The organism is Acinetobacter sp. AL9 (assembly GCF_041464035.1).
Classification (GTDB): domain Bacteria; phylum Pseudomonadota; class Gammaproteobacteria; order Pseudomonadales; family Moraxellaceae; genus Acinetobacter; species Acinetobacter towneri.
In genome coordinates, this window is record NZ_JAYFSK010000014.1 from 1 (window position 1) to 26,835 (window position 26,835).

Annotated in this window: 24 protein-coding genes and 1 pseudogene; 13 read left to right on the forward strand and 12 right to left on the reverse strand. The window is 42.7% G+C overall.

Translation table 11 applies throughout. From position 1 onward, the window contains the following. The 4 genes and pseudogenes from ACEO2X_RS05000 to ACEO2X_RS05015 all read left to right on the forward strand — a co-directional run. Positions 1-245, forward strand: a pseudogene (locus tag ACEO2X_RS05000) (hypothetical protein); the annotation flags it as partial. 18 nt (positions 246-263) lie between these two features. Further along, positions 264-1,592 (forward strand): DUF445 domain-containing protein, encoded by a 1,329-nt coding sequence (locus tag ACEO2X_RS05005; RefSeq protein ID WP_180038027.1) that lies wholly within the window; start codon positions 264-266, stop codon positions 1,590-1,592. A 158-nt stretch (positions 1,593-1,750) separates the two neighbouring features. Next, positions 1,751-2,905, forward strand: a complete 1,155-nt coding sequence (locus ACEO2X_RS05010; protein ID WP_371971152.1) for a methionine aminotransferase — start codon at positions 1,751-1,753, stop codon at positions 2,903-2,905. A 114-nt stretch (positions 2,906-3,019) separates the two neighbouring features. Beyond that, complete coding sequence (locus ACEO2X_RS05015) at positions 3,020-4,387, forward strand: MATE family efflux transporter (protein WP_131261225.1); 1,368 nt, start codon at positions 3,020-3,022, stop codon at positions 4,385-4,387. Between the two features lie 26 nt (positions 4,388-4,413). On the opposite strand, the gene ACEO2X_RS05020 is transcribed toward ACEO2X_RS05015, so the two are convergent. Continuing rightward, entirely contained in the window at positions 4,414-5,253 is an 840-nt protein-coding gene (locus ACEO2X_RS05020) for an SDR family oxidoreductase (RefSeq protein WP_096901500.1), read from the reverse strand. Between the two features lie 213 nt (positions 5,254-5,466). Between ACEO2X_RS05020 and ACEO2X_RS05025 the strand changes: the two genes are divergently transcribed. From ACEO2X_RS05025 to phoR, 3 genes are all read left to right on the forward strand, one after another. Further along, positions 5,467-6,186, forward strand: a complete 720-nt coding sequence (locus tag ACEO2X_RS05025; RefSeq protein ID WP_004974164.1) for a TetR/AcrR family transcriptional regulator — start codon at positions 5,467-5,469, stop codon at positions 6,184-6,186. A gap of 480 nt (positions 6,187-6,666) precedes the next feature. Next, positions 6,667-7,377 (forward strand): phosphate regulon transcriptional regulator PhoB, encoded by a 711-nt coding sequence (phoB, locus tag ACEO2X_RS05030; RefSeq protein WP_004974162.1) that lies wholly within the window; start codon positions 6,667-6,669, stop codon positions 7,375-7,377. Positions 7,378-7,386: 9 nt separating this feature from the next. Next, positions 7,387-8,745 carry a phosphate regulon sensor histidine kinase PhoR gene (gene phoR, locus ACEO2X_RS05035; RefSeq protein ID WP_178867065.1) on the forward strand — a complete coding sequence of 453 codons (1,359 nt, stop codon included), beginning with the start codon at positions 7,387-7,389 and terminating at the stop codon, positions 8,743-8,745. A 96-nt stretch (positions 8,746-8,841) separates the two neighbouring features. Here the strand turns inward: phoR and asd are convergent, their stop codons facing one another. The 3 genes from asd to pncB all read right to left on the reverse strand — a co-directional run bounded on the left by asd (position 8,842) and on the right by pncB (position 11,910). After that, positions 8,842-9,702 carry an archaetidylserine decarboxylase gene (gene asd, locus ACEO2X_RS05040; protein ID WP_371971153.1) on the reverse strand — a complete coding sequence of 287 codons (861 nt, stop codon included), beginning with the start codon at positions 9,700-9,702 and terminating at the stop codon, positions 8,842-8,844. Beyond that, positions 9,699-10,541 carry a sulfurtransferase gene (locus ACEO2X_RS05045; RefSeq protein WP_371971154.1) on the reverse strand — a complete coding sequence of 281 codons (843 nt, stop codon included), beginning with the start codon at positions 10,539-10,541 and terminating at the stop codon, positions 9,699-9,701. Before ACEO2X_RS05045 ends, asd begins: the two co-directional genes overlap by 4 nt. A gap of 163 nt (positions 10,542-10,704) precedes the next feature. Continuing rightward, a complete protein-coding gene (gene pncB, locus ACEO2X_RS05050) occupies positions 10,705-11,910 on the reverse strand; it encodes a nicotinate phosphoribosyltransferase (protein ID WP_371971155.1) in 1,206 nt (401 codons plus the stop codon). 234 nt (positions 11,911-12,144) lie between these two features. Between pncB and dtd the strand changes: the two genes are divergently transcribed. Beyond that, a complete protein-coding gene (gene dtd / locus ACEO2X_RS05055) occupies positions 12,145-12,585 on the forward strand; it encodes a D-aminoacyl-tRNA deacylase (protein ID WP_004974142.1) in 441 nt (146 codons plus the stop codon). A 62-nt stretch (positions 12,586-12,647) separates the two neighbouring features. Here dtd and ACEO2X_RS05060 read toward each other — a convergent pair whose 3' ends face one another. From ACEO2X_RS05060 to serB, 3 genes are all read right to left on the reverse strand, one after another. Further along, positions 12,648-13,127, reverse strand: a complete 480-nt coding sequence (locus ACEO2X_RS05060; RefSeq protein WP_004974140.1) for a hypothetical protein — start codon at positions 13,125-13,127, stop codon at positions 12,648-12,650. Positions 13,128-13,336: 209 nt separating this feature from the next. Further along, positions 13,337-13,672, reverse strand: coding sequence for a ciprofloxacin tolerance protein AciT (aciT, locus tag ACEO2X_RS05065; protein WP_004974137.1), 336 nt, complete (start codon positions 13,670-13,672; stop codon positions 13,337-13,339). A gap of 401 nt (positions 13,673-14,073) precedes the next feature. Next, positions 14,074-15,294 (reverse strand): phosphoserine phosphatase SerB, encoded by a 1,221-nt coding sequence (gene serB / locus ACEO2X_RS05070; RefSeq protein ID WP_004974136.1) that lies wholly within the window; start codon positions 15,292-15,294, stop codon positions 14,074-14,076. Positions 15,295-15,372: 78 nt separating this feature from the next. Here serB and ACEO2X_RS05075 point away from each other — a divergent pair, with 78 nt between their 5' ends. Then, complete coding sequence (locus tag ACEO2X_RS05075) at positions 15,373-16,632, forward strand: hypothetical protein (protein WP_004974135.1); 1,260 nt, start codon at positions 15,373-15,375, stop codon at positions 16,630-16,632. 106 nt (positions 16,633-16,738) lie between these two features. On the opposite strand, the gene ppk1 is transcribed toward ACEO2X_RS05075, so the two are convergent. The 4 genes from ppk1 to mhpT all read right to left on the reverse strand — a co-directional run bounded on the left by ppk1 (position 16,739) and on the right by mhpT (position 21,533). Then, positions 16,739-18,802 (reverse strand): polyphosphate kinase 1, encoded by a 2,064-nt coding sequence (gene ppk1, locus ACEO2X_RS05080; RefSeq protein WP_131261229.1) that lies wholly within the window; start codon positions 18,800-18,802, stop codon positions 16,739-16,741. Positions 18,803-19,034: 232 nt separating this feature from the next. Continuing rightward, the gene (pncA, locus tag ACEO2X_RS05085; RefSeq protein WP_104852749.1) at positions 19,035-19,661 is read right to left on the reverse strand and encodes a bifunctional nicotinamidase/pyrazinamidase; all 627 of its coding nucleotides are present in this window, start codon (positions 19,659-19,661) and stop codon (positions 19,035-19,037) included. A gap of 47 nt (positions 19,662-19,708) precedes the next feature. Next, positions 19,709-20,110 carry a hypothetical protein gene (locus tag ACEO2X_RS05090; RefSeq protein ID WP_131261230.1) on the reverse strand — a complete coding sequence of 134 codons (402 nt, stop codon included), beginning with the start codon at positions 20,108-20,110 and terminating at the stop codon, positions 19,709-19,711. 196 nt (positions 20,111-20,306) lie between these two features. Next, complete coding sequence (gene mhpT / locus ACEO2X_RS05095; protein ID WP_131261231.1) at positions 20,307-21,533, reverse strand: 3-(3-hydroxy-phenyl)propionate transporter MhpT; 1,227 nt, start codon at positions 21,531-21,533, stop codon at positions 20,307-20,309. Between the two features lie 971 nt (positions 21,534-22,504). Here mhpT and dapA point away from each other — a divergent pair. The 4 genes from dapA (at position 22,505) to ACEO2X_RS05115 (ending at position 25,346) form a co-directional block, all read left to right on the forward strand. Further along, positions 22,505-23,404 carry a 4-hydroxy-tetrahydrodipicolinate synthase gene (gene dapA / locus ACEO2X_RS05100; RefSeq protein ID WP_131261232.1) on the forward strand — a complete coding sequence of 300 codons (900 nt, stop codon included), beginning with the start codon at positions 22,505-22,507 and terminating at the stop codon, positions 23,402-23,404. 14 nt (positions 23,405-23,418) lie between these two features. Next, complete coding sequence (locus ACEO2X_RS05105) at positions 23,419-24,018, forward strand: hypothetical protein (RefSeq protein WP_026438344.1); 600 nt, start codon at positions 23,419-23,421, stop codon at positions 24,016-24,018. Positions 24,019-24,054: 36 nt separating this feature from the next. Next, positions 24,055-24,774, forward strand: a complete 720-nt coding sequence (gene purC, locus ACEO2X_RS05110; protein WP_004974116.1) for a phosphoribosylaminoimidazolesuccinocarboxamide synthase — start codon at positions 24,055-24,057, stop codon at positions 24,772-24,774. 359 nt (positions 24,775-25,133) lie between these two features. Continuing rightward, positions 25,134-25,346, forward strand: coding sequence for a cold-shock protein (locus ACEO2X_RS05115; protein WP_004974113.1), 213 nt, complete (start codon positions 25,134-25,136; stop codon positions 25,344-25,346). Between the two features lie 114 nt (positions 25,347-25,460). Here ACEO2X_RS05115 and ACEO2X_RS05120 read toward each other — a convergent pair whose 3' ends face one another. Then, positions 25,461-26,729, reverse strand: coding sequence for a replication-associated recombination protein A (locus ACEO2X_RS05120; RefSeq protein ID WP_004974112.1), 1,269 nt, complete (start codon positions 26,727-26,729; stop codon positions 25,461-25,463). Positions 26,730-26,835: the final 106 nt, after the last annotated feature.

Genomic DNA, 26,835 nt, shown 5'->3' on the forward strand with positions numbered 1-26,835 from the left:
CGCCGTATGGATATTATCATCGTCGCGCACCATTCTGGCCTGACCCATTCTATGATATGCCGCAAGTGGTGACCCTCGATCCGACTCAAGTGTCTTACACCATTCAGTGTTTTAAAGATCAAAAATCTGCACCTGAAGATGCCTTTGATGCGAGCCTAATTTTACAATCACTGGGGGCAAAATATGGTTTAAGTCCCACAGGACAACCATTACCCCCACCAACCTCTGCCCCTGCCGCGCCCTAATGAGATAAGGATGCCTGCATGAATACAGCGTCTGACCACACTTTAGCGAGCAGCTCGCAGCATAGCTCTCCGAGCCTGCAACGCAGTAAACGCTTTGCCACCATTGCTTTAGTGATTGCCGTGCTGGCATGGCTGGCATTAATGCTGACCGCAAAATTACTGCCTGAATATACGTGGTTGATTCACATACTAATGCTGTCTGCCGAAGCAGGCGTGGTCGGTGGTCTGGCAGACTGGTATGCGATTACGGTGCTGTTTCGCAATCCTTTTGGCAAAATGCCAATTCCTAAATTCTTACGTGATCACACCGAAATTATTCCACGCAACAAAGACCGTATTGCCGAGTCGATGGGGCGTTTCGTACAGGAAAACTTTTTATCGCCCCAAGTGGTACAAAAAAGCCTGCACAGCACTGACTTATCTTTATCCGTGGGCAAATGGTTGGCGAATCCACAAAATAATGCGCAAGTGACCCAAGTCATTCAGCAGACTGTACCGAAAATTTTTGAATTTGTCGGGCAAGAACAAATTGGGCGCTTTATTCAAAGCAACAGTGTGCAATGGGTTCGCAACACGCAGGTCAACCACTTGGCCAGTGAAATGCTGCGTGCGGTTTTGGAAAATGACTTTCATCAGGATGTGCTGCAACGCGGTTTAGACCTTGCCCATGACTGGATGCTGAAACATCCTGAAAAAAGCCGTGAATTGACCCGTCAATTGTTTAAAGAGCTTGGCGTGTGGAAACTGGCCAAAGGTGCGAGCTGGATTGGAATTGATGTGCAGCAACGCACCATAGATTCTTTACTGCAACGGGTCGAATCTATGTTGGCAGACCCTGAACATCCTTGGCGACAAAAAATTGAAGATGCTGGGCAACAACTGATGTTACAACTGGCAGATAACAACAGCAGTGCCAGTCTACGTCTAAATGACACTAAAAATGCCCTATTAGACAGTCCGCAAGTCTTGAATTTTATTAGTGGTGCAGTGGTGATTCTCTGCAATGCGATTAAGGAAGATTTACAAAAATCTGATTCGGGAATTGCGCAAAACCTGCGTATTGCCATTCAGCAAGTCGGTGAAAATATCATTGCCAATACCGCAGTACGTCAATTACTGAATGAAAAAATGAGTACGATTGCGGTGAACTTGTCAGATCAATATAGTGAAAAAGTGATTCGCTTTATTAGTGAGCGCATTCATGAATGGGACTCGCGCGAAATGATTGGCAAAATTGAAAACGAAGTCGGTGGTGATTTACACATGATTCGGGTCAATGGTGTAGTGGTAGGTGCATTTATTGGTCTGGGATTGGGGATTATTCGGGCATTGGTGGAGTTGATTTGAGATGAAATTTTTTTGATAAGTCGATCTTGAGGTGTTCAATCAAAAATAACGCCTCGAACGATCTATTCAAGCCACATCATCACCCTTTACCCCATTTGCATTCCCCCCTGAAAACGCTACGATGTAAAACAAGCTGCTGCCACAACCAGAACCCCACTATGCTCGATATTCACGCGAAACTGCCTGCTCAAGGTCTGAGTATTTTTAGTACCATGTCTAACTTGGCACAACAACTGAATGCCTTAAATTTATCGCAGGGTTTTCCCGACTTTCCCCCACCTGCAGCATTACTGGATGCTTTAAGCCAAGCCACACACGCAGGCTTCAATCAATATCCTTCGGGCGATGGTTACTTGCCACTACGCGAACAACTGGCACAGCAATTTTTACAGCGTGATCAGCTAATGCTTGACCCGATCAGTGAAATTACCATCACCCCAGGGGCAACACTGGCTATTTTTAGCATCATGCAAACCGTGCTGCAGGCAGGCGATGAAGTCATTATTTTTGATCCAAGTTATGACAGTTATGCACCCTGTGTAAAATTGTTGGGTGCAAAAGCCGTTCATATTCCGCTGCAGGCTCCACATTTTCAGGTGGACTGGAATATGGTCAAAGATGCGATTCATGCCAAAACCCGCATGATCATCATCAACACACCACATAACCCCACAGGCACAGTATGGTCAGCGCAAGATTGGCTGCATTTAATTGATGTTATTCAGGAACATAATATTGTGGTGCTGTCCGATGAAGTCTATGAACATTTGGTCTTTGATGCGCATCAACACCGCTCTGCACTGTCTTTTCCTGAGCTTAGGGAACGCAGTTTTGTCGTGGGTTCCTTTGGTAAAACTTTTCATGTCACAGGCTGGAAAACAGGCTACTGTGCGGCTGCACCTGCCTTAATGCAGCTCTTTCGCCAAGCCTATCAATTTATTAATTTCTGCGGAGTTAGCGCTGTGCAAGTGGCTTTGGCAAATTATATGCAGCAGCACCCTGAACATATTGCAGAACTGGCAAAGTTTTATCAGGACAAACGTGATTTGTTTAATCAAGGCATTGCCAATTCACGCTTTCAATTCAGCCCTGCACAAGGCACTTATTTTCAAAATTTAGATTACAGCAATATCCGTCCCGGCTTAAATGCTGTCGATATGTGCCATTTTCTAGCCGAGCAGCACGGCATTGTCGGTATTCCTGTGTCTGCATTTTATCAAACCCCACCCGATGATTTACGTTTAATCCGTTTCTGCTTTGCTAAAAAAACCGAAACCCTGTTGCGTGCAGGTGAAATTTTATCGGCAATTTAAGCGATGAAGCTCCACTGAAATGTCACTGAGTTACTGAAAAGCTAAGGCTTTTTATGACCAAATCATGCTAGGGTGAAATTTCAAACAACCGCATATTGAAGCGCAGGATTTGGCATGGCAAGACCTCAGGCACTGGTCGATCACCCTCAGCTTTGGAAAACCTTTTTGGTGTTTCTATTGCCACTGATTGCCACCAATATTTTGCAAAATCTTTCGGGCACCATTAACACGATTTTTGTCGGGCAAATGCTCGGTGTGGAAGCCATTGCTGCGGTGTCGGTATTTTTTCCCATTATTTTTTGCCTGATGGCCTTTGTGATTGGGCTTTCGGCAGGATCGACCGTGTTGGTCGGGCAAGCGTGGGGCGCACAAAATGTCGAAAAAGTGCGTTGTATTGTCGGTTCGACTTTATTTATGACCCTAATTGGCGGCAGTTTCATTGCCTGTTTGGGGGTGATTTTTGCCGAACAAATTTTAATATTATTAGGCACAGACCCTAAAGTGATGCATCTATCCCTGCCGTATGTGCAATGGATGTTGGCAGGCAGCCCACTGCTGTTTGTTTATATTATTTATACCTCTATTTTACGTGGAGTGGGCGATAGCCTTACGCCACTCATTGCCCTGAGTTTGACTAGTTTAATGGGATTGGTGATTACCCCCATCCTGATTGCAGGTTATTTTGGCTTTCCTCGCTTGGGCATTATTGCCCCTGCAATTGCCACCATTCTGGGCTATCTGGCTATTTTAATTTTTTTGGTGATTTACCTGAATAAAAAGAATCATCCCTTAAAAATGGATGTGCATCTACTACGTCAAATTCGGCATCAACCCAATTTAAGCAAGGTGATTTTACGCTTAGGGATTCCCACAGGCTTACAAATGGTCACTACCTCTATGGCAGGTTTGGTGATTGTCGGTTTGGTCAATCGGCATGGTGCTGAGGCCACTGCCGCCTATGGCGCAGTTAATCAGGTGTTGAACTATATTCAATTTCCTGCGCTATCTATTGCAATTGCCGCTTCAATTTTTGCTGCACAAGCCATTGGTGCAGGCAAAGCCGAATTACTGGCTAAAGTGACCCGTACAGCCTTAGGCATGAATTTGCTGATTACAGGTATTTTAGTCACCTTGGGTTATTTATTTTCTAAATATCTGATGGCGTTGTTTATTACCGATCCTGCGGTGGTGGTACTGGGTCAGCAGCTCTTATTTATTGTGTTATGGGCCATTTTATTTTTTGGTGCCAGTGCAATTTTTGCCTCCATTATGCGCGCCAGTGGCACGGTCAATGTTCCAATGATCATCAATATTTTAGCGATTGTTTTAATTGAAGTACCGTGTGCTTATTTCTTCAGTCAGTGGTGGGGTTTGCAAGGAATTTGGTATGCCTATGCCTTGGCATTTGTGAGTCTGTGCATCGGTCAAGGTGCGTATTATCAATTTGTCTGGAAGAAAAAAACCATTCAGGTTTTGGTCTGAATGGTCTGTTATATTTGTAAGTTAGATTAACCGCGTTTCTTGCCCAACTTAGTCGCCCATGCGGTAACTTTCTGATAACCCGTTGGAACAATACGCTGGATTAAATCCAAAGTTTTGGCATCATTACCAATCAATAAACGGCGCTTGTCTTTTTGTACCGCTTCTAAAATTTGGCGCGCCGCTTCTTCAGGCGGGCAACGCAATAATTTATTAAAAGCACGTGCCGATTTTTCAGGATTCATGCCCAAAGTGCGCATGCTGTCGTTCATTTTAGCATTGTTGGCAATATTGGTACGAATCCCGCCTGGATGCACGCTCAACGCACTCACACCACAATTTTCCAAATCCAATTCCTGACGCAAAGACTCGGTAAAACCGCGCACCGCAAATTTGGTTGCGTTATAAGCCGACTGCGTTGGCTGTGCAGTTAAACCAAATAAACTGGAAATGTTAATGATATGACCATCTCCCGTTTGTTTGATTAAAGGCAAAAATTCTTTGGTGCCATAGACCACACCCCAGAAATTAATACCAACAATCCACTCCAACTCTTCGTAACTTGCACCTTCTACGGTAGAACCCAACGCCACGCCTGCATTATTAAAAATCATATTGACCGAGCCGTGGTCTCGCACAGTTTCAGCTGCCCATTCGCGCATTTGTTCTAATTTAGAAACATCCACCTTTTTAATGGTCACGCGCACATTACTGTCTTTGAGCAAATCCACTGTTTGCGCCAAACCTTGTTCATTCACATCACTGAGCGATAAATGACAGCCTTGCTTCGCCAATAGAACAGCCAATTGCTGCCCAATACCCGAGCCTGCGCCTGTAATTGCGGCAACTTTATTTTTAAAATTTTTCATGTGATTTCCTTGAGTATGTGGCGTGCACAGTTCAGACCTGCTTGTTGTTTTGTAGGGCTGTGCGATGCGCTGTGGTTTAAATATAATTTTGACAATAAGTATTGTCAATATAAGCCAGTACGAATATCGCAAATGAATCTGAAAACATAGGTTTAACAGATAATTATTGCTAGTATAAAGCCTAATTACGGTTCTTATTTGGCTTAACTGAACATGACAGAACAACTGCCCGTGACTGCAGAAACAGAAAAAACCACCCAGAAACAACAAAAAGAACGTCAGTTTAAAGGCTTGTCTTTAACTGAGCGCAAACAGGCGCGTCGTGAAAAACTGATTGAGGCAGGTATTCAAGCCTATGGCACGCATGGTTTTTTTGCCGTGACCGTAAAAGATATTTGTACCGAAGCCAAACTAACCGAGCGCTATTTCTACGAATCCTTTAAAAAAAGCGAAGAACTGTTTCAGACCATTTTTTTAAAATTGATTGATGAATTACAGCAAAATGTCATGCAAGCCATTATGCAAGCCTCGGCTGATCCTAAAAAAATGATTGATGCAGGACTGACTGCTTTACTGACCACGCTAAAAAATAACCCGCAAATGGCACGTATTATTTATATTGATGCCATGCTGGTGCAAGAACTACATAACCAAGCCACCATTCACGAAACTATGTCGCGTTTTGACCGCATGATTCAGGCCTTTGTCATGCTGATGATGCCGCATTTAGACCGCCCCAACCGAGAAATTTCACTGGTAGCGACAGGCTTAAATGGTTATGTCACCCAAATTGCGATTCGCTGGGTGATGAGCGATTTCAAACAATCCATGGAAGATGTCTTGTCTTCTTGCCGTATTGTATTTTTATCGTTATTACAGACCTTTTCGGAAAAAGAGCAAGCTTTTGTGAAAGATTCTTCGACATTGTCATAAAATCGAAAAATATTCATAATATTTTTCAAATTCAGAGGGGTCTGCTGACATTTCATAAATGGCTTGCGCTGTAGGCTAAAACTGAGCAGATCAGGCATGAAACGCAGGGAATAGTGGGTCTATTGCCAAGTTTCATAACGCAATCTGAGAAAGTTTTAGCTACAGTCCTTCGGAACGAGCATATTTTTTTGCCGCTATTGCTTTATGAGTCAGTCACTTAGAATAACTAAATTTCCTGCCTCATGCCTTATATCAGCTAAAAATATGCGTCGTCGCAAACATAGACGAAGTGTCAGCAGACCCTATTTACTTTGACTGAATCTGTTCAGTTTTTTCATCAAATCGACACTATTTTGTCACAAATTATTGCAAAAATAGCCCATTCAGCCCTTTCTGCAATGATACTGTCATAATTAATCTTTGTAATAAGCCTGTCATAAATAAAACGGTCCACCGTTAACATCTATAGGATATTGCGTTGTGAAAGATGACTACATTTTAATCGTCGATGACGAACTTCCAATTCGGGAGATGATCCATACCTCTTTAGATATGGCAGGCTTTCAGTGCTTACAAGCAGAAGATGCAAAACAAGCTCATCAGATGATTGTCGATCAACGTCCAGCGCTTATCTTGCTTGATTGGATGATGCCAGGCGGTGTCAGCGGTGTAGACTTGTGCCGTCGCCTAAAACGCGATGACAACCTTGCTGAAATTCCTGTGATTATGCTCACTGCACGTGGCGAAGAAGATCACAAAGTTCAAGGTTTAGATGCTGGCGCGGACGACTACATGACTAAGCCGTTCTCGACCCGTGAACTGGTGTCACGTATTAAAGCGGTCTTACGTCGTGCCAATGCCTTAAGCGGTGAAAAAACTATTGATGCCAACGGTTTAATTTTGGACCCAGTCAGCCAGCGTGTCAGTTTTGGTGACAATATTTTAGAAATGGGCCCAACCGAATATCGTCTATTGGCGTTCTTTATGACGCACCCAGAGCGCGCTTACACCCGAGCGCAATTGCTTGACCAAGTCTGGGGCGGCAATGTATATATTGAAGACCGAACTATTGATGTGCATATTCGTCGTTTACGTAAAGTTTTAGAACCGTATGGCGTAGACCGTTTTGTACAAACGGTACGTGGTACAGGCTATCGCTTCTCGACACGTGCGGATGTTGCTTTAGGCTAAAATTATTTTATGTACGAACCTTACCCAGTCCCTGAACTCGCCCGTGACCTCAAACAAGTTCGTTACAGCAGTTTATGGACTTTTGCCAAACAAGATTTTCGTTTATTGGCCTTTTTCCTAATTATTGCAAGCTTGATTGGTTTTGGGATTGGGTATTTTTGGATTTGTATTAGCCTCGCCTTTTTGCTGTTTTTTCTTCAGCAAATGCGCTCCCTCTATTTAGTTAATGATTGGATTTCCAATCGTCCTTATGATGTGCCGCCAAATCTGCATGGTATTTGGGGTGCATTACTGTTCAATGTTTATCGCTCACAACGTCAGGAACGTATCGTTCAGGCCGAAATGGTCGGGTTGATTGATCGCGCCCAGTCTTCATTGGTGGCGTTGGATGAAGCCGTGATGCTGATTGATGAAAATCATCAAATTGAATGGTGGAACCCTGCTGCTGAAAAGCTATTGGGTATTCAGCCTTTAGACCGTGGACGCAACATCCTCACTATTTTGCGCCAACCTAGTTTTATTGAATATTTTAATCATATTGACCAAGCACCCGACGGTTTAAAAATGAAATCTAGCGTGCATGAAGGGCAATATGTGCAAGTCAAAATGACTCAGTTTGGTGGCGATAGCCGTTTGTTATTTGCTTACGACATGACACGTATGCATAACCTAGAACAAATGCGTAAAGACTTCGTGGATAATATTTCACACGAATTACGCACCCCGCTAACGGTGCTGAGTGGTTATATCGAAACCTTTACCGATCAGGAAGATATTAACCCACGCTGGAAACGTGCTTTTGAGCAAATGCAGTCACAAACCCGACGCATGAACGCTTTGGTAAATGACCTGCTGCTGCTGTCGCGTCTAGAAAATGAAAAAACCATCGCCAAAAATCAAATCATTGAAATGCCAAGTTTAATGAATCAATTATTTGATGATGCACATGCCTATAACGTCGATTATGGACATACGCTCAACTTAAATATTGACAGTCATTATGATCTGATTGGTTCAGACGTAGAACTGGCCAGTGCTTTTAGCAACCTGATCACTAACGCAATTAAATACACCCCGAAAGGCGGGACGATTACCATTGGCTGGCATGATGATGGCAATCAAGGTTATTTTACTGTGGAAGATACAGGCATCGGGATTGATCCGAAACACTTACCACGCTTAACCGAACGCTTTTATCGTGTAGACAGCGCACGTAGCCGACAAACAGGTGGTACTGGTTTAGGTTTAGCCATTGTGAAGCACGTTTTGATGCAGCACAATGCACACTTAGAAGTCGAATCTAAAGAAAATCAAGGCTCTATATTTAAAGTCGTGTTCCCAAAAGAGCGTTTGTATTACGAAACCTAAGCGCTGATTTGGATACTGCATCCAACAGATTACAGATTTAAAAACAAAAAAAACGCCAAATTACTTTGGCGTTTTTTATTTCTTTATTTACATATTTTATTCAGTAGAAACGATATGTCCCAAGGCTTTCCCCATCTCCACCACAGAATTGGCTTTGAATTCAGCATCCCACTGCATTTTATTTTCTTCAAACAAAACAATTGCGGTTGAACCCAAATAAAAACGTCCTAATTCCGCACCTTTTTCAAGGAATAATTGGTGCTGATTCAGCTCCAAACGCCCTGATGGTTTCACTTTACCTGTCGCCACGGTTTCAATACCCGCTACAATCATGGCACCCACCAAAACAACCGCCATACGCCCCAGTTCGGTATCAAACAAACACACCATGCGCTCATTGCGGGCAAATAAACCCGGAATATTTTCGGCTGTGGTTTGATTGACAGAAAACAACTCGCCCGGCACATATAAGGTTTCGGTGAGCGTACCTGCAAAAGGCATGTGTACACGGTGATAATCGCGCGGAGATAAATACACGGTTGCAAACTGACCATTTTTAAATGGTTCAGCCAATTGCGGGTCGGCAATTAAGTTTTCAACAGTAAATTGCTGACCTTTGGCCTGAAAAATTGCCCCATCTTCAATTTTACCTAGCTGCGAAATTGCCCCATCTGCAGGCGAAACAATGCTATTCGGATTGCTGTCAATTTCCCGCACACCCTGCTTTAAAGAACGGGTAAAAAATTCATTAAAAGTTTTATATTTCAAGGCATTGCTTTGCTCTGCCAAAGACATATCAATGCCGTATTGCGCCTTGAATGCAGTGATGACCGCATTTTTGAGCACAGGATGCTCACTGGCTGCAAGTTTACCCACAACACGTGACAATTGATGTTGTGGCACAACGCGTTGTGCCTGAATGAAAATTTGTTTTTTTAAACGTGATGTGAGGCTCAAGACGGCAACTCTCCAGTAATAACAGGACTGTCAGGGCGGTTGCCCCATTCACTCCACGCACCATCATAGGCCTGAATTTTCCAACCCAATAAACGCCCTAAAATGTAGGCCAAACCTGAACGGTGATGTGACTGACAATACACCACTACAGGTTCGTTTAAATTGAATCCGAGTTGTTCCAGACGCTGTCGTGTGCGTTCTAAGGGATGCAATTTTAAATGATTTTCACGATTAAGGGCAGTACTCCATTCAAAATGCAATGCCCCCGGAATGTGACCGCCGCGTCGTGCAGCCAAACGCAGCCCTGTATATTCATCTGTGGTGCGGCAATCCCAAAGTTGCACCGACTGGTTTTGGCACTTTTCTAATAGCTCATCATATTGAATTCGATACTGATTTTGCTCAACAACAGAAACAAGCGTGCTGACGGGTGTTAGTGGTTCAACCTCAGAAGTGGTTGGAAAACCTGCTACCAACCATGCGTGAATCCCACCATTCAGTAAACTGGTATTTTCAAAACCTAAGCAGTGCAAATTCCAAATCAGACGCCCTGCCCATGCGCCGCCTTCATCGTCATAGGCGACCACATGATGTTCAGGAGAAATATTCAAATACTGAATCAAGTCTTGTAAAGCCTCGGGTTCAGGCAATAGACCCGACGTATCTTCATCCTGACGTAGCAACATGCTCGGTTTGACCTGCAAAGCATGCGGAAGATGCAATTGCTCGTACACCGAATTGCGGCTCAAATCGACAATGCGCAATTTTTCATGCCCTAAAAAGGGAACTAAATCTTCTGCTTCAATCAGCAGTCCAAAATTGAATGGAGAAGTGCTCATTTTTATGCGGTTCAGTCTGTTTGGCAATCAACTTTAACTTAGTATAGGTCATTTTTGATGGCATGCTGTTTTTTTCATAAATTTCGCAGAATTTTAACAATCACATGCTTTAATCTAGAAAAAAACCGAAGATTTTCTTCGGCTTTTTCAAGTAGCTCAGGTTTTAAACAGGCGTTTGTATTTCAAAAACTTGGCGTAAATATGCCAAGAAGGTGTCATTATCGGTCATGGTTTTACCCGGACTATCAGATAATTTCGCCACCGACTGACCATTACATTCCACCAATTTCAACACAATATTCAGCGCAGTTTGCCCCATATCATTGGTTAAGTTGGTACCAATCCCAAAACTAACCTGAAAACGGTCTTTAAAATACTGATGCAAAGCCCACGCTTTTTCGACATTTAAGCCATCACTGAAGGTCAGCATTTTAGTTTTACTGTCAATTTTCAACTTTTTATAGTGTGCATAAGCTTTATCGCCCCACACATACGGGTCGCCACTGTCATGTCGTAAGCCATCAAACAACTTGGCAAAATACAGATCAAAATCACGTAAGAAGGCATCCATTCCGACCACATCAGTCAAGGCAATGCCTAAATCACCCCGATATTCTTGCACCCAAGTTTCTAGTGCGGCTTTTTGGAAGTCACGTAAACGTACATCTAGCGCCTGAAATGCCTGTAAAAACTCATGTGCCATTGTCCCAATTGGGGTAATGCCTAATTCTTTAGCCAACAGTACATTACTAGTACCACGAAACACTTCAGGTACAGCTTGATGAAAAGCCGCAATCACGTGCTTTTGCCATGCAAAACTATAACGGCGGCGCGTACCAAAATCTGAAACCAAAAATGGTGGATCTTCAGGCAGTTGCTGCTGTTGGTAACTTTGAATCAGGGCAATTTTTTGCTGTAAACGGCGCTCACCTTCTGCCCAAATCTCATCATTACGGATGCGCTGAAAATACAGTTCATTGACAATTGCCAGGACAAAAATCTCGAACATCATGGCCTGTACCATCGGGCCTTCTACCCGAATATCCAAACGACCTTGCGCATCAATACTGGCGTGAATAAAACGACGCTTGAGCTGAAATAATTCTAAATAATCGACAAAGTCACTTTTAATAAAGCGTAAATTACGCAAATACTGCAATTCATCTTCTTTAAATTTCAACTGACACAAATGATCAAGCTGCGCATTCAACTCAGCTAAAATATCGCTCAGTGGATACGCGGTATCTTCAAGATTACGGCAGCGGAATTGATACACACTGTGCGTTTGCGGAAATTTATGCAGCACCACCTGTAACATGGTGAATTTATATAAATCAGTATCGAGCAGAGATTGAATAATGGGGGGCATAGGGATCATCATTTCGCGGTACTTCTTGCATTAAAGCATACTTTATTCAGCAAAAAAGGGCTTTTATCGACAATCTTGTTACAACTTTGCTGAAGTGTAGCCTTCCCAAGATATTTTACCTCTCTGCGGGCAGCTACCGTTCTGATGCTTTCGTGATTGATGTTAATGCACGCCAAAGTGCCTAAGTTTGCTACAATCTGCAGCCATCCCCCACACTGAGAAAATTAGTCCCCCATGCGCGCATTATTACAACGAGTTCTTGAAGCCAAAGTCGTGGTCGATGGTGAAATCACTGGCGAGATTCAACAGGGTATTTTGGTATTTTTGGGCTTAGGCAAAGACGATAATTTTGAGAAAGGCAAAAAGCTGATTGATAAAATTTTAAAATATCGTTTTTTTGATGATGAACAAGGCAAAATGGGTTGGAATGTCAGTCAGGCCAATGGCAGTGTGTTATTGGTTTCACAATTTACCCTCATGGCACAGACTCAAAAAGGTTTACGTCCTGATTTTGGCCCTGCGATGCCCCCAAACGATGCCAAAGCGCTGTATGAACAATTGGTGGACTATGCCAAAAGTCAGTTTGACAGGGTGGAAACAGGTATTTTCTCTGCCGATATGAAAGTGCATTTGGTAAATGACGGGCCTGTGACTTTTTGTTTGGAAGTCGAGTAAATCACATATAAAAAAACCTCTGTCAAAAATTGATCAGAGGTTTTTGTTTGGGTCTGAGCAGCTTATTTACCCGTTTTTTGTTTAATAAACTGGCGTGCCATTTTAATTTTTTCTTTTACAGGTTTTGGTAGTTTAGGTGGAATCAATTTCGCTGCTTGGTTAAACCACACCAATAAGCCAAAATCACCTTCCATTTTAATGCTGCCATTTTGCATGCCTGTCATAAATGCAGTTGGATCACCTTTCATTAAGGTTTTTACGCCTTGCTCGCTGTCTGCAAACTGCAAAATAAAATCAGCTTTTTCTGCATCGCCTGCCACAGTGTCAATATGTCCATTGTTGACAATAATTTGACGCGCCATACCCAAGTCTGTGCCAATTTGAATACGGAACTGGCGTTCATGCACCAACTCAATAAATTTTGGACTGGTACGTGCCAGTTGTTTCATACGCAATGCCAAACCTGCCACGAGAAGGTCAAGTGGATCGGTGCTGACATCAACCAAAGGAAGTTTGACCACAGGAATTGCAGAAAGTTTCATGACAGTGAAGCCTATTGTAATTGTTGGATAATGAACAGACTCATCCTATCACAACTCCCGCTTTTTGCTGCAAGGCTTTGTATAACAATCTTTAGGAGGGTGTTAAAATTTTGTCGCTGTTTGGATGGCGCAAACTGCCGTACAGATAAAGCAAAAAAGATGCAAACCAGTTGCATCTTTTTAAAGTTTTTGAATTTAGTCTGTACGATTTAGCGGCTTGAGCACTGCTGCTGATCGTCTTCATAGACTGGGGTATGTTCGATATAGCGACGTTTTGCCAAAGCACGCTCTGCCCGACGGTCTTCTCGTAATAATAATAAAGTCACCAAAGTCATCGCCAAGAAAATTGCCGACAAGTAACTGTAGGTAATTGGCAGTTCAAATACGCTTTGCACACTGTAGCGCACCACTTCCAATAAACCCCAAAACACCATACCTGCCAACATAAAGTTTAACCAGCGACGATAAGGCGAAAAGAAAACAGCAATCAACGCAGCTGCGACGAGGCTTAAGCCTACAATGGTCGCTAAATTCGCTGTTAGCATAAAAACCTCCGTCTAAAGATGCAGCCTCTTTTTGAATTGGTCTGCGACTTCAAATACCGTTTAAATAAATAATGGATGTCGATTTAAATTCTATGTCTGCATTATGCTGCGTTTTCTAGATAAAAAAAGACTTGTATTTTTATAAAGCGACACACCTTGTCGCAATATTATATTGTCATTACATTTTTTAAATTTTGTAGTTTTCGGGAAGCTAAGCTAGCTCTTTATTCGCGTGTCATTACAAAAAAACACCTTATTTTTTTGCCTTAAAAAATATTTTTTTCATTCAATGCTGTTGCGGTTTTTATCGACAGTTTTTGTTTACCGTTCATCGTTATCTGCTGATTATACAAACAAAAAACGCAGCATGACTGCTGCGTTTTTTTCATTGAATTGTCATATTAGGCACGGTTCAAGTCTTTGTCATGCACGCCCAATAAGTACAGCACACCATCTAAGCCCACGCTTGAAATGGCTTGATTGGCGTTTTGACGTACCAACGGTTTAGCACGGAACGCCACACCTAAACCTGCAATAGAAAGCATTGGTAAGTCGTTCGCACCATCACCCACCGCAATGGCTTGTTCCAAAGAAATCCCCATTTTGTCTGCCAGTTCACGTAGCAATAATGCCTTACGCGCACCATCCACAATGTGACCTTTTACTTCGCCTGTAACCATGCCATTTTCCACATCTAGAATGTTGGCATGCACTTCATCAATCCCCAATTTTTCCTGCAGATATTCTGCGAAATATTGGAAACCGCCCGACAAAATAGCGGTGCGATAACCCAAAGATTTCAGGGTTGAAATCAGGCGTTCAGCACCTTCGGTCACGGTCAGACGTTCGGCAATTTTAGGCAACACAGCAGCATCTAAACCTTTGAGCAATGCTACGCGCGCGCGGAAACTTTGCTGAAAATCCAGTTCACCCTGCATGGCACGTTCGGTAATGTCCGCCACCTGATCGCCCACACCTGCCTCAATCGCCAACTCATCAATCACTTCTTGTTCAATGAGCGTTGAGTCCATGTCAAAACACACCAAACGGCGGTTACGACGGTAGGCATTGTCTTCTTGTACCGCGACATCCACACTCAGTTCATTCGACAGGCTTAAACACGCAGCACGCATGGCAACTGCATCTAGCATTTGTCCACTTAATCCAAACTGAATGCAAGCACGTTTAGGTTCATCTTCGGCTACATTAAGCTGTGGGCGACCCGACAAACGGGTTACAGTTTCAATGTTAAAACCTTGGCTAGATACAATATGCGTGACCGCCTGTAAATGTGAGGCATTCAGCTCTGGTGCCAGTGCAGTCACGATATAACGGGTACGACCGCCTTCTTTGACCCATTGCTCATATTCAGTTGCAGAGATTGGTTTAAAACGCACAGTTAAGCCAATATCATGTGCTAAAATCAGAATCTCCTTCATGGCTAAAGCAGTTGCAGTCTGGTCTTCTGATGCAACAACAATACCTAAAGTCAGTTGATTATGAATAACAGCTTGGCCAACATCTAAGATTTGTAAGGAATGAGCGGACAATACCTGCATTAATCGAGTAAACTGATTAGGTTGGTCAGGTCCTAAAAATGATATAAGAATGATTTCTCGCATGAATTGACTCGGGTCTGAGCTACAACTATTGTGAGAATCATAATCTAAATTGAATATAAATGCCTTGGAAGTTTTACCTTGAATGCGCCTAGACAAGGGCTATTTGCTAGCCTATTGATTGTAAGTTTTGCTTTTCACACCTTTTTATTGGTGCTTGCAACAACACACCAATTAAATGAAAACCGCGCCAATCAGGGGCAGTTAATGACCAGCCAACTGGTCACAGACAGCCTTTCTGAGCTGGAACCTGCCAATACAGTATCACTGGCATTATTGGTGAATCGTTATGCCACCAATCCAAGCATTGCTTCTATTCGTATTTTAGATGCGCAAAATCAGGTCTTGGCGACAGGTGGACAGTCACGTACCCGTGAAGGTGAAGTCTTTGTCCGCGATGCAATCATCAATGAAAAGAAAGTCGGCAGCATTGAAATTACCTTAATTCAGCCAAGTATTGGTGAAATTCTGCGTACCCAATGGTTAGCGACACTTTTATCATTATTGGTTCATGGCTTGTTATGGTTGGCTTATCGCGCGATTGCCCGTCCAAGTCGTAGTGAATATTTAGCACGCATTAATAATGAATCTCGCCTTAAACACGAATTACAATTATTGACGCAAGCCCTTGAACAAGAAAAACATCAAACGGCTTTGGCACTTGCGCAGGCACAGCAACAGCCTAAACCTGTGATGTCGCCTAAAGCAAACAAAGCCATTGAGCAAAGCCAAGAGCAAAACAACATTGCGCTGAATATTCAGTTTTATGACCCGAAACAATTATTAGACACGGTCACGCAAAGTGTGTCTGTGCCTTATTTTAGCTTATGTCAGATTTTCCTGAACAAAAGCATTGAACTGTGCGTACAACACTACAAGTTAAACCGTTCCGACATTCAAACAGTACAACCATTCCATGAAGATGGCGCAACACTCAGTATTGCAGCCAATACACCAAATGCAGCAGCCTGTATGGCCATGATTGGCACGGTGTTCCAGTTATTGTCTGAAGTGCTGTATAAGCGTTATCGTGAAGAAAAGCGTTTTGTGTTGCAAACTCGCAGTGGTTTATCAACCGCAGTCGAAGCCATGCAGTTATCTGCAGTGCAGGCAGCAGAGCGTTTGGTGCATCAATTATCTGCTCGTGAAAATGCAGTGCATTTACCGAATGAATTACTAGATGAACTGTCTACGCATTATGAATTGGTGAGTATGCCAAATCCGACCAATGTGCTGATGCGCCATGCCTTTATGGTTAATGGCATGGACAGCCAATCGGCTGAGTTGGCGCAAAGCCTGCGAACTGAAATTCTAAAAGGCAAACATTCAAGAGCTTCTTAAAATAATCCATGAGATGCCTTAAAAGCATAAAAACCTGAGTATGCACACATACTCAGGTTTTTTATACTCACAGATGCTAGATCACATCCATTTACTGCAGCCCAATTTACACATTCAACTGCTTCTGCTCGACCAAATACATTTGCGCATTGTGTACAGCAGCCTGCCCCACCACAGCAGCTTTCTGCCATTCGCCATTGGCTTGTAGCTCCCACGCATTTTGATTGTCATGCAAATAACTCAGCAAGCCATCTTCTACAATACGCTGTTTAATTTTCTCATCCAAAATAGGGAAGCAAGTTTCCACCCGTGAAAATAAGTTGCGCCCCATCCAGTCTGCGCTGGCGCAGTACAATTTTTTTGCACCACCATGCTCAAAATAATACACGCGGGTATGCTCCAAAAAGCGTCCCACAATCGAACGGACATGAATACGCTCAGACATACCTTTCACTTTTGGAATCAAACAACAAATCGAGCGGATAATTAAATCGACCTGTACCCCTGCCTGCGAAGCACGGTACAAAGCCGTAATTAACTCAGGCTCAGTCAATGCATTGACTTTAATGATAATTCGGGCAGCTTTGCCTGCTTGTGCAAACCCGATTTCTTGTTCAATCAGTTTGAGCAATTCACTGTGCAAGGTAAATGGTGCATGCAGCAAGTTTTTTAATTTTGCCGATCTGCCCATGCCTGTGAGTTCCTGAAACACCCGATGCACATCTTCACAAATATCAGGATGTGTGGTCATCAAACCATAGTCGGTGTACATACGTGCATTGCCCGCATGATAGTTGCCTGTACCCAAATGCACATAGCGCACCAACTGATCTTGCTCACGACGCACAATCAAAATCATTTTGGCATGGGTTTTATAGCCGACAATGCCATACACCACCACTGCGCCTGCCTCTTGCAAGACGTTGGCGACCATAATGTTGGATTCTTCATCAAAACGTGCGCGTAGCTCGATCACGGCAGTGACTTCTTTGCCATTACGTGCGGCTTCTGCAAGTACCTGCACAATTTCAGAATCTGGGCCACTACGATACAGCGTTTGCTTAATCGCCAACACATTTGGGTCTTTCGCCGCTTCTTTGAGTAAATTAATCACCGGCTGAAAAGAGTCAAATGGGTGATGTAGCAACACATCCTGCTTTTTCAGAATCTCAAACATCGGTTTTTGCTTCCGAAATATTTTTGGAATCACAGGTGCAAAAGGTGGATATTTCAATTCAGGTCGGTCAAAACTACTGGTCAGACGCGACAGGTTAATCGGCCCGCTAATCCGATATAATTGCTGCTCATCTAAATCAAACTCTCTGAGCAAATAATCAATAATATCTTGCGGGCAATCATCTTCAATTTCTAAACGTACCGCACGCCCAAAACGACGTGACGATAATTCATCTTTTAAGGCAACTGCCAAATCATCGACATCTTCGGCCAAAATCAGGTCGGCATTGCGGGTCACTCGAAACGCATAGCAACCTGTGGCTTTCATGCCTGGGAACAGATCATTGATATGCTGCTGAATAATCGCAGTCAAGAAAATATGTTCAGTCGCACTACCTGCCACTTCTTTTGGCAAATTGATTAAACGTGGCAAAGAGCGTGGCGCAGGCACAATCGCCATTTCAATTTCACGTCCAAAAGCATCTTTGCCTTGTAAACTGACAATAAAGTTCAGACTTTTATTGACCAAACGCGGAAATGGATGCGATGGGTCTAGGCTAATTGGCGTTAAAACAGGCTGTACCTGACGGGCAAAATAATCGGCAATCCACGCTTTATGTTTATCCACAATGTCATGGTATTGAATAAAGTGAATCCCTAAACTTTGCAGCTGCGGCAAAATGGCATAATTTAAAGTGTCGTATTGCTGCTTCACCGCCTGATGCACTTTATCAGACAGTTCTACCAAGACCTGTTCAGTCGGAATGGCATCTGGGGTACGGGTAATGGCATTCAAATCGAGTTGCTTCATTAAACCTGCAACGCGAATTTCAAAAAACTCATCTAAATTACGTGAAAAAATAATTAAAAAATTGAGTCGCTCTAAAATAGGTAACTCTGGGTCTAAAGCTTGCGCCAAGACCCGACGGTTAAACTCAATTAAAGAGAGTTCACGATTAAAATAAGTATCAGATGAATGCTGAAAGTGTTCCATATCTTCTCTATGCTGTTTTTAAGACAGTCTGCTTATTTCGCCTCTGTGCAAGGCATGGTAGGTAGAGATTATGACAATCATGTTACACCCACAATCAATCGCAGAACATTTCGTCAAAATTGGGTATATGTAAAAAATTGATTTTTATTTATTTTATTTTACATTTAATCTATTTTTATAGCAAAAAGGAAGATTTCGCCCTTCCCTTTCGCGGCCAGTTCGTTATCTAGTTTTAGCCAAGTAAGTGCTGACTTTGTACTCGCTGTACTCCTTGTGCCAACATCTGTTGCCATGCTTGTTCTAAAGAGCCATTTAAATCAATCGCTTTGGTGGCATCTTCAATCACATAGGTGCTAAAACCCAACTCACAGGCATCTATTGCCGTCCACGCCACACAAAAGTCGGTGGCAATGCCCACAATATAAACCGTATCAATTTCACGGGCTTTTAAATAGGCCGCCAAGCCTGTGGTGGTTTTGCGGTCTGCTTCCATAAAGGCAGAATAACTGTCTATTTGCTCGTGAAAACCTTTGCGTATAATCAATTGTGCTGTAGGCAAATCTAAATCTGGGTGTAATTCAGCATCAGCTGTGCCTTGCACACAATGCACAGGCCACAACACTTGCTCGCCATAACTGAGCTGAATCTGCTCATAGTCCTGTTTGCCTGCATGGTTGGCAGCAAAGGACACATGCGTTGCAGGATGCCAGTCTTGGGTGATCACAATGTTCTGAAACACACGTCCCAACGCATTAATGCAGGGAATAATTTGATCGGCATTTGCAACCGCCAAATTACCTCCTGGACAAAAACCATTTTGCACATCAACCACAATCAAGGCATTATTCAGCTGCTGCATGCTGTTTCCTTTCCCATCTTAAACGCTACCCTCAGCATAGCTGAAATTTAAGTCTGAGTTGTATCGCTTTGATAAAAATAAAAAGAATCGTTTTCGGCACAATGTTGATAGTTCGGTAGCTGTAACAATAATTGCCGTACAAAACGTGGATAGATTTTGGCTTTGCGTGCAGTCGCGGCATGAAAATAAAAATAAGGCAGTGGATGCCGAGTTAAATAATTGACCAAATGCTGTCGGGTTAAACGCATCACCTGAAAGGCATCAATACCTGCGTTGACATCTTCATAAGTAGCTTGATCGGCAAATGCCAGCCACGCGTTTTGTTTTGGAGAAGTCCGTGTTGCTCGAAAATGGCGTTTCAGTTCTAAAATAAATTCATATTCAATCAGATACAGCGAAAACTGCTGTTGATCCAACTGAAATTCTGCAATCAATTTTTTCTGCTTCAAATGATACTCTTATATTTACTGTTTTTTAGGACTTATTATACCCTGCTTGCGTCATTGCCACCCAGTAGAACAGGCAGCTTTGCGACAGTACTTGTCACACTTCATTCGAGCATTTTCTCTCAAAAATCAGCGATCAACATACAAAAAAATAGCCTGCAGGTGCAGGCTATTTGGTCTTTCAACTGTTCTCATCCTTTTAAACAGTTTGAATACGACGTACCAATAACAACATGAAAATGGCTGAAATAATAATACATGGAATGGCTGCTGAAATAACCCCAGCCGCACCAAAGCCTGCTGCCAACAACTGACCTGCAATAGCAGGGCCAAGCATTGCGCCTACACGACCAACAGCAGAGGCAACACCGACCCCAGTACCACGTACTTCGGTTGGGTAGACAATACTACCAAAAGCATATAACACGCCCTGACAGCCAATCACAAAAGCACCGACCAAAGCTGAAGCCATATACATTTGCATGAGTGAACCCGCTGCATTTAGAGCAAATAAACCTGCCAAAATACCACCATACATCAATAAAATCACGTAGGCTTTTTTCCAACGGTCGGTCAGCATACCCAAAATTACAGTACCGACTGTCGCACTCACCATGAAATAGAACTGTGCAGTACTGCCTTCTTTACGCGAGAAACCTAATTCCATAAATAAAGATGGTAACCAGCTCAACATGATGTAAACCACCATCAAGGTAAAGAAGTAACTCACCCAAATAAATAAGGTACGCAATAAGTTTTGTGAATTAAACAAATCTTTAAAAGATGCTTTTGGCGCAGCATTTTGTGCTGTGACATCTTTACCTGCCGCTTGTGCTTTTAAGAATTCACGTGATTCTGGCAATAACCACATCATCAATGGAATGACAATAAATGGCAGCAAACCACCCAAATAGAAAATGTTTTTCCAGTTTGAGCCAAAATCTGTACTGGCAATTAAAGATAAAATGGCTGCACCCACAGGCATACCACAATACATCAAGCCCACAGCACGACCACGGTTTTGTGGCGAAACAGCTTCAGATGCCAAAGTAATTAAAATTGGCATGGCTGCCCCTAAACCTGCACCTGCCAAGAAGCGCACCGCCAATAGGCTTTCAAAGCTATTCACCCACACCGTACATAAGGTAAATAAAGCAAAGACTGCTGTAGACCAGATTAATACTTTTTTACGACCAATACGGTCTGCAAAACGTCCGCCAACCAAAGCACCTGGCAATAAACCTAAAATACCCGCACTAAAAAATACCCCAAGCTGCGAGCTGTCTAAACCAAAATGCTCACGGATACCTGCCGCAGCAATACCTGCTGCCTGAATATCCAGACCTTCAATCACTGCAATTAAAAAGCAGATCGCGACGGTAATAACCGCATGCCGCTGATCGCTATGTTGTGTTGATCTATCCATTGGGTCCCTCTACTAGAATTAGATAGCCATGTGAAAGCCTGCATCTTGCGCAGTTTTAAACTGCAGCAATAGCTATCAATAAGTGTTAGACCAAAGTGAATTTTTTCAGATCAGCGCAAACGTGTTGCGCAGCATGTAGAAAAAAACATAGCGAAAAAAACAATAAATCTGGCAAATTACACGCTATTTTCCCACTTAAAGCAGTAAATTCAGCGCAAGATTTCTCACCATTTAAGAAGTCAGCGACAACATAGGTAGACTTAAAAGCTATTATTCTTAAGAATCAAAAATCAAAATATCCCGATTAAAACAGTCAGATATAAGAGCTATAAGGTCTGAATTGAGCGTTTTTTTATATAAATATCTAGGGTCTGTTGACAATTCATCTATGTTTGCGACGTGAGAGATATATCTCGCAAGATTTTTTAGCTGATATAAGGCATGAGACAGGAAATTTAGTCATTCTAAATGACTGGCACATAACGCAATAGCAGCAAAAAATATGCTCGCCCTGAAAGGCTGTGGCTAAAACTTTCTCAGATTGCGTTATGAAACTTGGCAATAGTCTCGCTATTCCCTGCGTTTCATGCCTGATCTGCTCAGTTTTAGCCTACAGCGCAAGCCATTTATGAAATGTCAACAGACCCTATATTCAGCGTTGTATTTCAAACTTGAGGCTAAAAAAGTGCTGATGAGGGTTGCGCCATACCAATGAAAATTTGGGTACAAAGGAGATGGTTATTATTTTTTTATTTTGAACAACAAGCTGCTGATCCTAAAATACTAAATTAAACAAAGTTTATGATTGCTTTGACGAAAGCATATTGTTCTGACACACTGAATCAGTCATAATTTGGCTAAGCATTATTTAATCAATTTGATTGAATTTTGACCCAAATCAAAATACTGCAACCATCCACATCTACCTTTTCTACACCTCTGTGGATGGAAAAATAGGATCTTTTTAAAAAATGACTCAGCAAGCACAGACCATTCAAGGCTCAATTGTCGCAATTGTCACCCCAATGTTAGAAGATGGCAGCGTAGATTGGAAAGGTCTCGAGAAGCTCGTTGAGTGGCACATAGAACAAGGTACCAACAGTATTGTTGCTGTAGGTACAACTGGTGAAGCATCGACCTTAAGTATGGAAGAGCACACCAAAGTGATCGCAGAAATTATTCGCGTCGCAAATAAGCGTATTCCTGTCATTGCTGGTACTGGTGCAAACTCAACGCATGAAGCCATCGAACTGACCAAAGAAGCACAACAATTGGGCGCAGATGCGGCCTTATTGGTAACGCCTTATTATAATAAGCCAACTCAGGAAGGTTTATACCAGCACTATAAAGCAATTGCAGAAGCAGTTGATTTACCTATCATTTTATATAATGTACCGGGTCGTACTGGTGTAGATATGTCAAATGAAACGGTCATCCGTCTTGCAGACATCCCAAATATTGTGGGCGTAAAAGATGCAACGGGCGATGTGCCACGTGGTCAGCAATTATTGGCTGGCTTAACAGGCAAAAACATGGTGGTGTATTCAGGCGATGACGCTACGGCATATCAATTGATGCTGCACGGTGCAAAAGGCAATATTTCTGTAACTGCCAATGTTGCACCAAAAGCCATGAGCCAAGTTTGCGCGGCTGCAATCGCAGGTGATGCTGCAGGTGCAGAGCAACAAAACAGTGCGATTGCAAATTTACACAATATTCTATTTTGTGAATCGAACCCAATTCCTGTGAAATGGGCACTTCATGAAATGGGATTAATTGGTACAGGAATTCGCCTGCCATTAACTCCGCTTGCAGAACAATATCGTGCACCGTTACGCGAAGCCCTTCAGGCTGCGGGTGTCATTCAATAAAAGAGCTTAGTATGATGCAATTACGTTTTGGTTTTATCGCCGCACTTTCAGTATTGAGTTTGGCTGGTTGTAGTTCTCTTGCCATCAATAATGGTTCATTGGACTATAAAGACGCCGCTACTTTAGCACCACTTCAATATCCAGAAGGTTCTGTGGTTCGACCTGCAACACCGTTGTATCCTGCACCAAGCGTTGACCCTTTAGCAACGGCAAATGCACCTAAGCTTGAAAATGCACGTGGCAACCGTTTTGCGATGCCACGTCCTGAAGCCATGCAAGCCAGCAGCAACACAGTTCAAGACAGTACGCAAATTGGACGTCCTCAACCCGTAGTTGACGGAAACCAAAATCCGTTGCTCAAAATTGATGGAAATTCTGCTACAATTTGGCAATACACACTTGCCACCCTCAGCAGTCTGAATTACAGCATTGTTGGTCAAAGTAAGAACCGTTACGAGGCAACCATTAAGGTCGATCAACAGATTTATGTCTTAAGATTGACCTCTGTCGGTTCGAGCAACAACCTAGCTGTATTCAATGCCGATAACAGCTTTGCAGATCAAGAAAAAGCTGCAGATCTGTTGGCCCAGATTTACCAAAATTGGCCAGCCTAGCCGTACTAGGCATTTTTTTTTGAAAAAGGTTCCCTCATGTTAAAACAAACCTTGCTCTATACTGGTAAAGCAAAATCTGTTTATACCACAGACAGTGCAGACCACCTGATTTTAGTCTTTCGTGATGATGCCTCTGCGTTCAATGGCGAAAAAATCGAACAACTAGATCGTAAAGGTAAGGTGAACAACCGTTTTAACGCCTTTATCATGGAAAAATTGGCTGAAGCGGGTATCGAAACTCACTTTGAAAAACTACTTACACCAAACGAAGTATTGGTGAAAAAGTTAGACATGATTCCTGTAGAGTGCGTTATTCGTAACTACGCTGCAGGTTCACTCTGCCGTCGTTTAGGTGTAGAAGAAGGTAAAGAACTGACCCCACCTACATTTGAATTGTTCTTTAAAGATGACGCTCTTGGCGACCCAATGGTAAACGAATCTCAAGCGATTGCTTTAGGTTGGGCCAATGCTGAACAATTGGCAAAAATGAAAGAATTAACTTACCAAGTCAACGATGTATTAAAAGCATTGTTTGATGCAGGTAACATGATTTTGGTCGACTTCAAACTTGAGTTTGGTGTATTCCACGACCGTATTGTGTTGGGTGATGAGTTCTCTCCAGACGGTTGCCGTTTATGGGACAAAGACACCAAGAAGAAACTCGACAAAGACCGTTTCCGTCAAGGTTTAGGCGGTGTGGTTGAAGCTTATGAAGAAGTTGCTGCACGTTTAGGCATCGACTTAGACAATATCTAATTCAAGCTTTTCAATTTTAAAAGCTGAATTCCCAAAACCGAGCAACATTGCTCGGTTTTTTGTATTTTGCTGTAGACCAAACAGGGTTTACAAACCAAATCTTTGAAAAAATCGCCCCATCCACAATGCCCAGTCTGTCTGCCTATTTTTAAATTTATCTGAATTTAAATTGTGTATTCTGCAATTCCGTGTATGCTTGTTGTCATACTAGAAAAATATGAAGTTCGTTTTAATCGTCTAAGTCCGTAGTTTTATTTTGTAATCCTTCGTTTGTTCAGATTTTAAGTCGCATCTTTTTCCCAGTTATTCCAAATCTTTTTTAGATTGCAACATATTAAAATTCAGCAGGATATTTCCCTATGTCAAATCCGACAATGAAAGGCACGGTAAAGTGGTTTAACGAAACTAAAGGTTTTGGTTTTATTCAACCAGAATCTGGTCCAGATGTGTTTGCGCATTTCAGCGAAATCGCACACTCAGGCTTCAAGACTTTACACGAAGGTCAGCAAGTTGAATTCAGCATTGCGCAAGGTCAAAAAGGCCCGAATGCTGTAAACATCAAACCGCTTTAAACCTTTGAATGCAGCACTCAAGGCTGCAAACAAATCTAAAAAAGCTCAAGTTGATTCTTGAGCTTTTTTTATGCCAATACTTTTACAAATATCTTTTCAGCTATACCAAATCGCTTAGGATTGAGTCTGCTGCCAACGACGTTGTTGTAAACGCTCACCTTCCACTTCACGTTTATTACGTGCCGACTCATACAACTTTGTGCCTTTCAGTTCAGGCGGCAAATAGTCCTGTAGCACAAAATGCTCTGGGTAATTGTGCGGATACAAATAATCTACGCCATAGCCTTGTTCTTTCATCAGTTTGGTCGGTGCATTACGCAAATGCAGTGGCACAGGTAAGTTGGCGGTTTTTTCAGCCAAATCCATGGCTTTATTAATTGCCAAATAAGTACTGTTACTTTTGGCACTGGTTGCCAAATATACTGCACATTGTCCTAAAATAATCCGCGCTTCGGGCATACCCAGCACTTGTACCGAGCGGAAACACTCGCCTGCCAATAACAAGGCATTCGGATTTGAATTGCCAATATCTTCCGAAGCAGCAATCAACATGCGACGCGCAATAAAGCTCGGGTCTTCACCGCCTTTGAGCATGCGCGCCATCCAATACAATGCAGCATCGGGGTCACTGCCACGAATTGACTTAATAAAAGCCGATACCAAATCATAATGTTGCTCGCCTGACTTGTCATAACGGGCAATGTTTTGTTGCGCAACCTTGACCACAATCGCGTTGGTGATGATATTTTCCACCTCGGGTTCAAAGGTGCTTGCCACCAAGTCCAGTAGGTTTAAAGCCTTGCGTGCATCACCTGCAGCAAACTGAATCAGAGCATCAAATTCTTCAATCTGAATATAACGGTCTTTTAAGAATTGATCTTGCTGAATGGCTTGAGTAAGCAAAGTCTGAATCGAATCGGCATCTAAAGCCTTTAAGGTATAGACCTGACAACGTGAAAGCAGCGCACTATTGACTTCAAAAGATGGATTTTCAGTGGTCGCACCAATTAAGGTGATTTTGCCCTTTTCCACCGCATTTAATAAGGCATCTTGCTGCGACTTATTAAAGCGATGAATTTCATCAATAAACACCACTGGTGTGAGCAAATCGCCGCCTTCGGCAATAATTTCACGCAGCTCTTTGACCCCAGTATTCAAGGCAGAAAGGCTGATAAAAGGACGATCTACCGCCTGCGCCAACAGCAAAGCGATGGTGGTTTTCCCCACCCCTGGTGGCCCCCAGAAAATAATTGAAGGCAAATGCCCCTGATCAATCATTTGGCGTAACGGCGCTTGCTCACCTAAAAGATGATCTTGACCAATAATTTGCGATAAATCGCGTGGACGCAAACGCTCAGGCAGTGGAATATGACTCTCTGACATCTTGTTATTTCTATACTTGACTTCAACCTAGTCTACTATGATCTCAAGCTTTGGAGTATTTCTAATCGTACCGATTTATCGCTAAAACACGATTCAAAGTTTATTC

Excerpts from the sequence above, each read along its gene's own strand:
- pncA (WP_104852749.1), bottom strand. The coding sequence starts at position 19,661 with ATGCAGCAGCTGAATAATGCCTTGATTGTGGTTGATGTGCAAAATGGT.
- ACEO2X_RS05060 (WP_004974140.1), bottom strand. The coding sequence starts at position 13,127 with ATGAAACTTTCTGCAATTCCTGTGGTCAAACTTCCTTTGGTTGATGTC.
- dapA (WP_131261232.1), top strand. The coding sequence starts at position 22,505 with ATGACTCAGCAAGCACAGACCATTCAAGGCTCAATTGTCGCAATTGTC.
- ACEO2X_RS05120 (WP_004974112.1), bottom strand. The coding sequence starts at position 26,729 with ATGTCAGAGAGTCATATTCCACTGCCTGAGCGTTTGCGTCCACGCGAT.
- dtd (WP_004974142.1), top strand. The coding sequence starts at position 12,145 with ATGCGCGCATTATTACAACGAGTTCTTGAAGCCAAAGTCGTGGTCGAT.
- aciT (WP_004974137.1), bottom strand. The coding sequence starts at position 13,672 with ATGCTAACAGCGAATTTAGCGACCATTGTAGGCTTAAGCCTCGTCGCA.
- ACEO2X_RS05015 (WP_131261225.1), top strand. The coding sequence starts at position 3,020 with ATGGCAAGACCTCAGGCACTGGTCGATCACCCTCAGCTTTGGAAAACC.
- ACEO2X_RS05045 (WP_371971154.1), bottom strand. The coding sequence starts at position 10,541 with ATGAGCACTTCTCCATTCAATTTTGGACTGCTGATTGAAGCAGAAGAT.
- serB (WP_004974136.1), bottom strand. The coding sequence starts at position 15,294 with ATGCGAGAAATCATTCTTATATCATTTTTAGGACCTGACCAACCTAAT.
- ACEO2X_RS05020 (WP_096901500.1), bottom strand. The coding sequence starts at position 5,253 with ATGAAAAATTTTAAAAATAAAGTTGCCGCAATTACAGGCGCAGGCTCG.
- ACEO2X_RS05010 (WP_371971152.1), top strand. The coding sequence starts at position 1,751 with ATGCTCGATATTCACGCGAAACTGCCTGCTCAAGGTCTGAGTATTTTT.
- phoR (WP_178867065.1), top strand. The coding sequence starts at position 7,387 with ATGTACGAACCTTACCCAGTCCCTGAACTCGCCCGTGACCTCAAACAA.
- ACEO2X_RS05105 (WP_026438344.1), top strand. The coding sequence starts at position 23,419 with ATGCAATTACGTTTTGGTTTTATCGCCGCACTTTCAGTATTGAGTTTG.
- ACEO2X_RS05005 (WP_180038027.1), top strand. The coding sequence starts at position 264 with ATGAATACAGCGTCTGACCACACTTTAGCGAGCAGCTCGCAGCATAGC.
- ACEO2X_RS05025 (WP_004974164.1), top strand. The coding sequence starts at position 5,467 with ATGACAGAACAACTGCCCGTGACTGCAGAAACAGAAAAAACCACCCAG.
- purC (WP_004974116.1), top strand. The coding sequence starts at position 24,055 with ATGTTAAAACAAACCTTGCTCTATACTGGTAAAGCAAAATCTGTTTAT.
- mhpT (WP_131261231.1), bottom strand. The coding sequence starts at position 21,533 with ATGGATAGATCAACACAACATAGCGATCAGCGGCATGCGGTTATTACC.
- ACEO2X_RS05115 (WP_004974113.1), top strand. The coding sequence starts at position 25,134 with ATGTCAAATCCGACAATGAAAGGCACGGTAAAGTGGTTTAACGAAACT.
- pncB (WP_371971155.1), bottom strand. The coding sequence starts at position 11,910 with ATGCCCCCCATTATTCAATCTCTGCTCGATACTGATTTATATAAATTC.
- ppk1 (WP_131261229.1), bottom strand. The coding sequence starts at position 18,802 with ATGGAACACTTTCAGCATTCATCTGATACTTATTTTAATCGTGAACTC.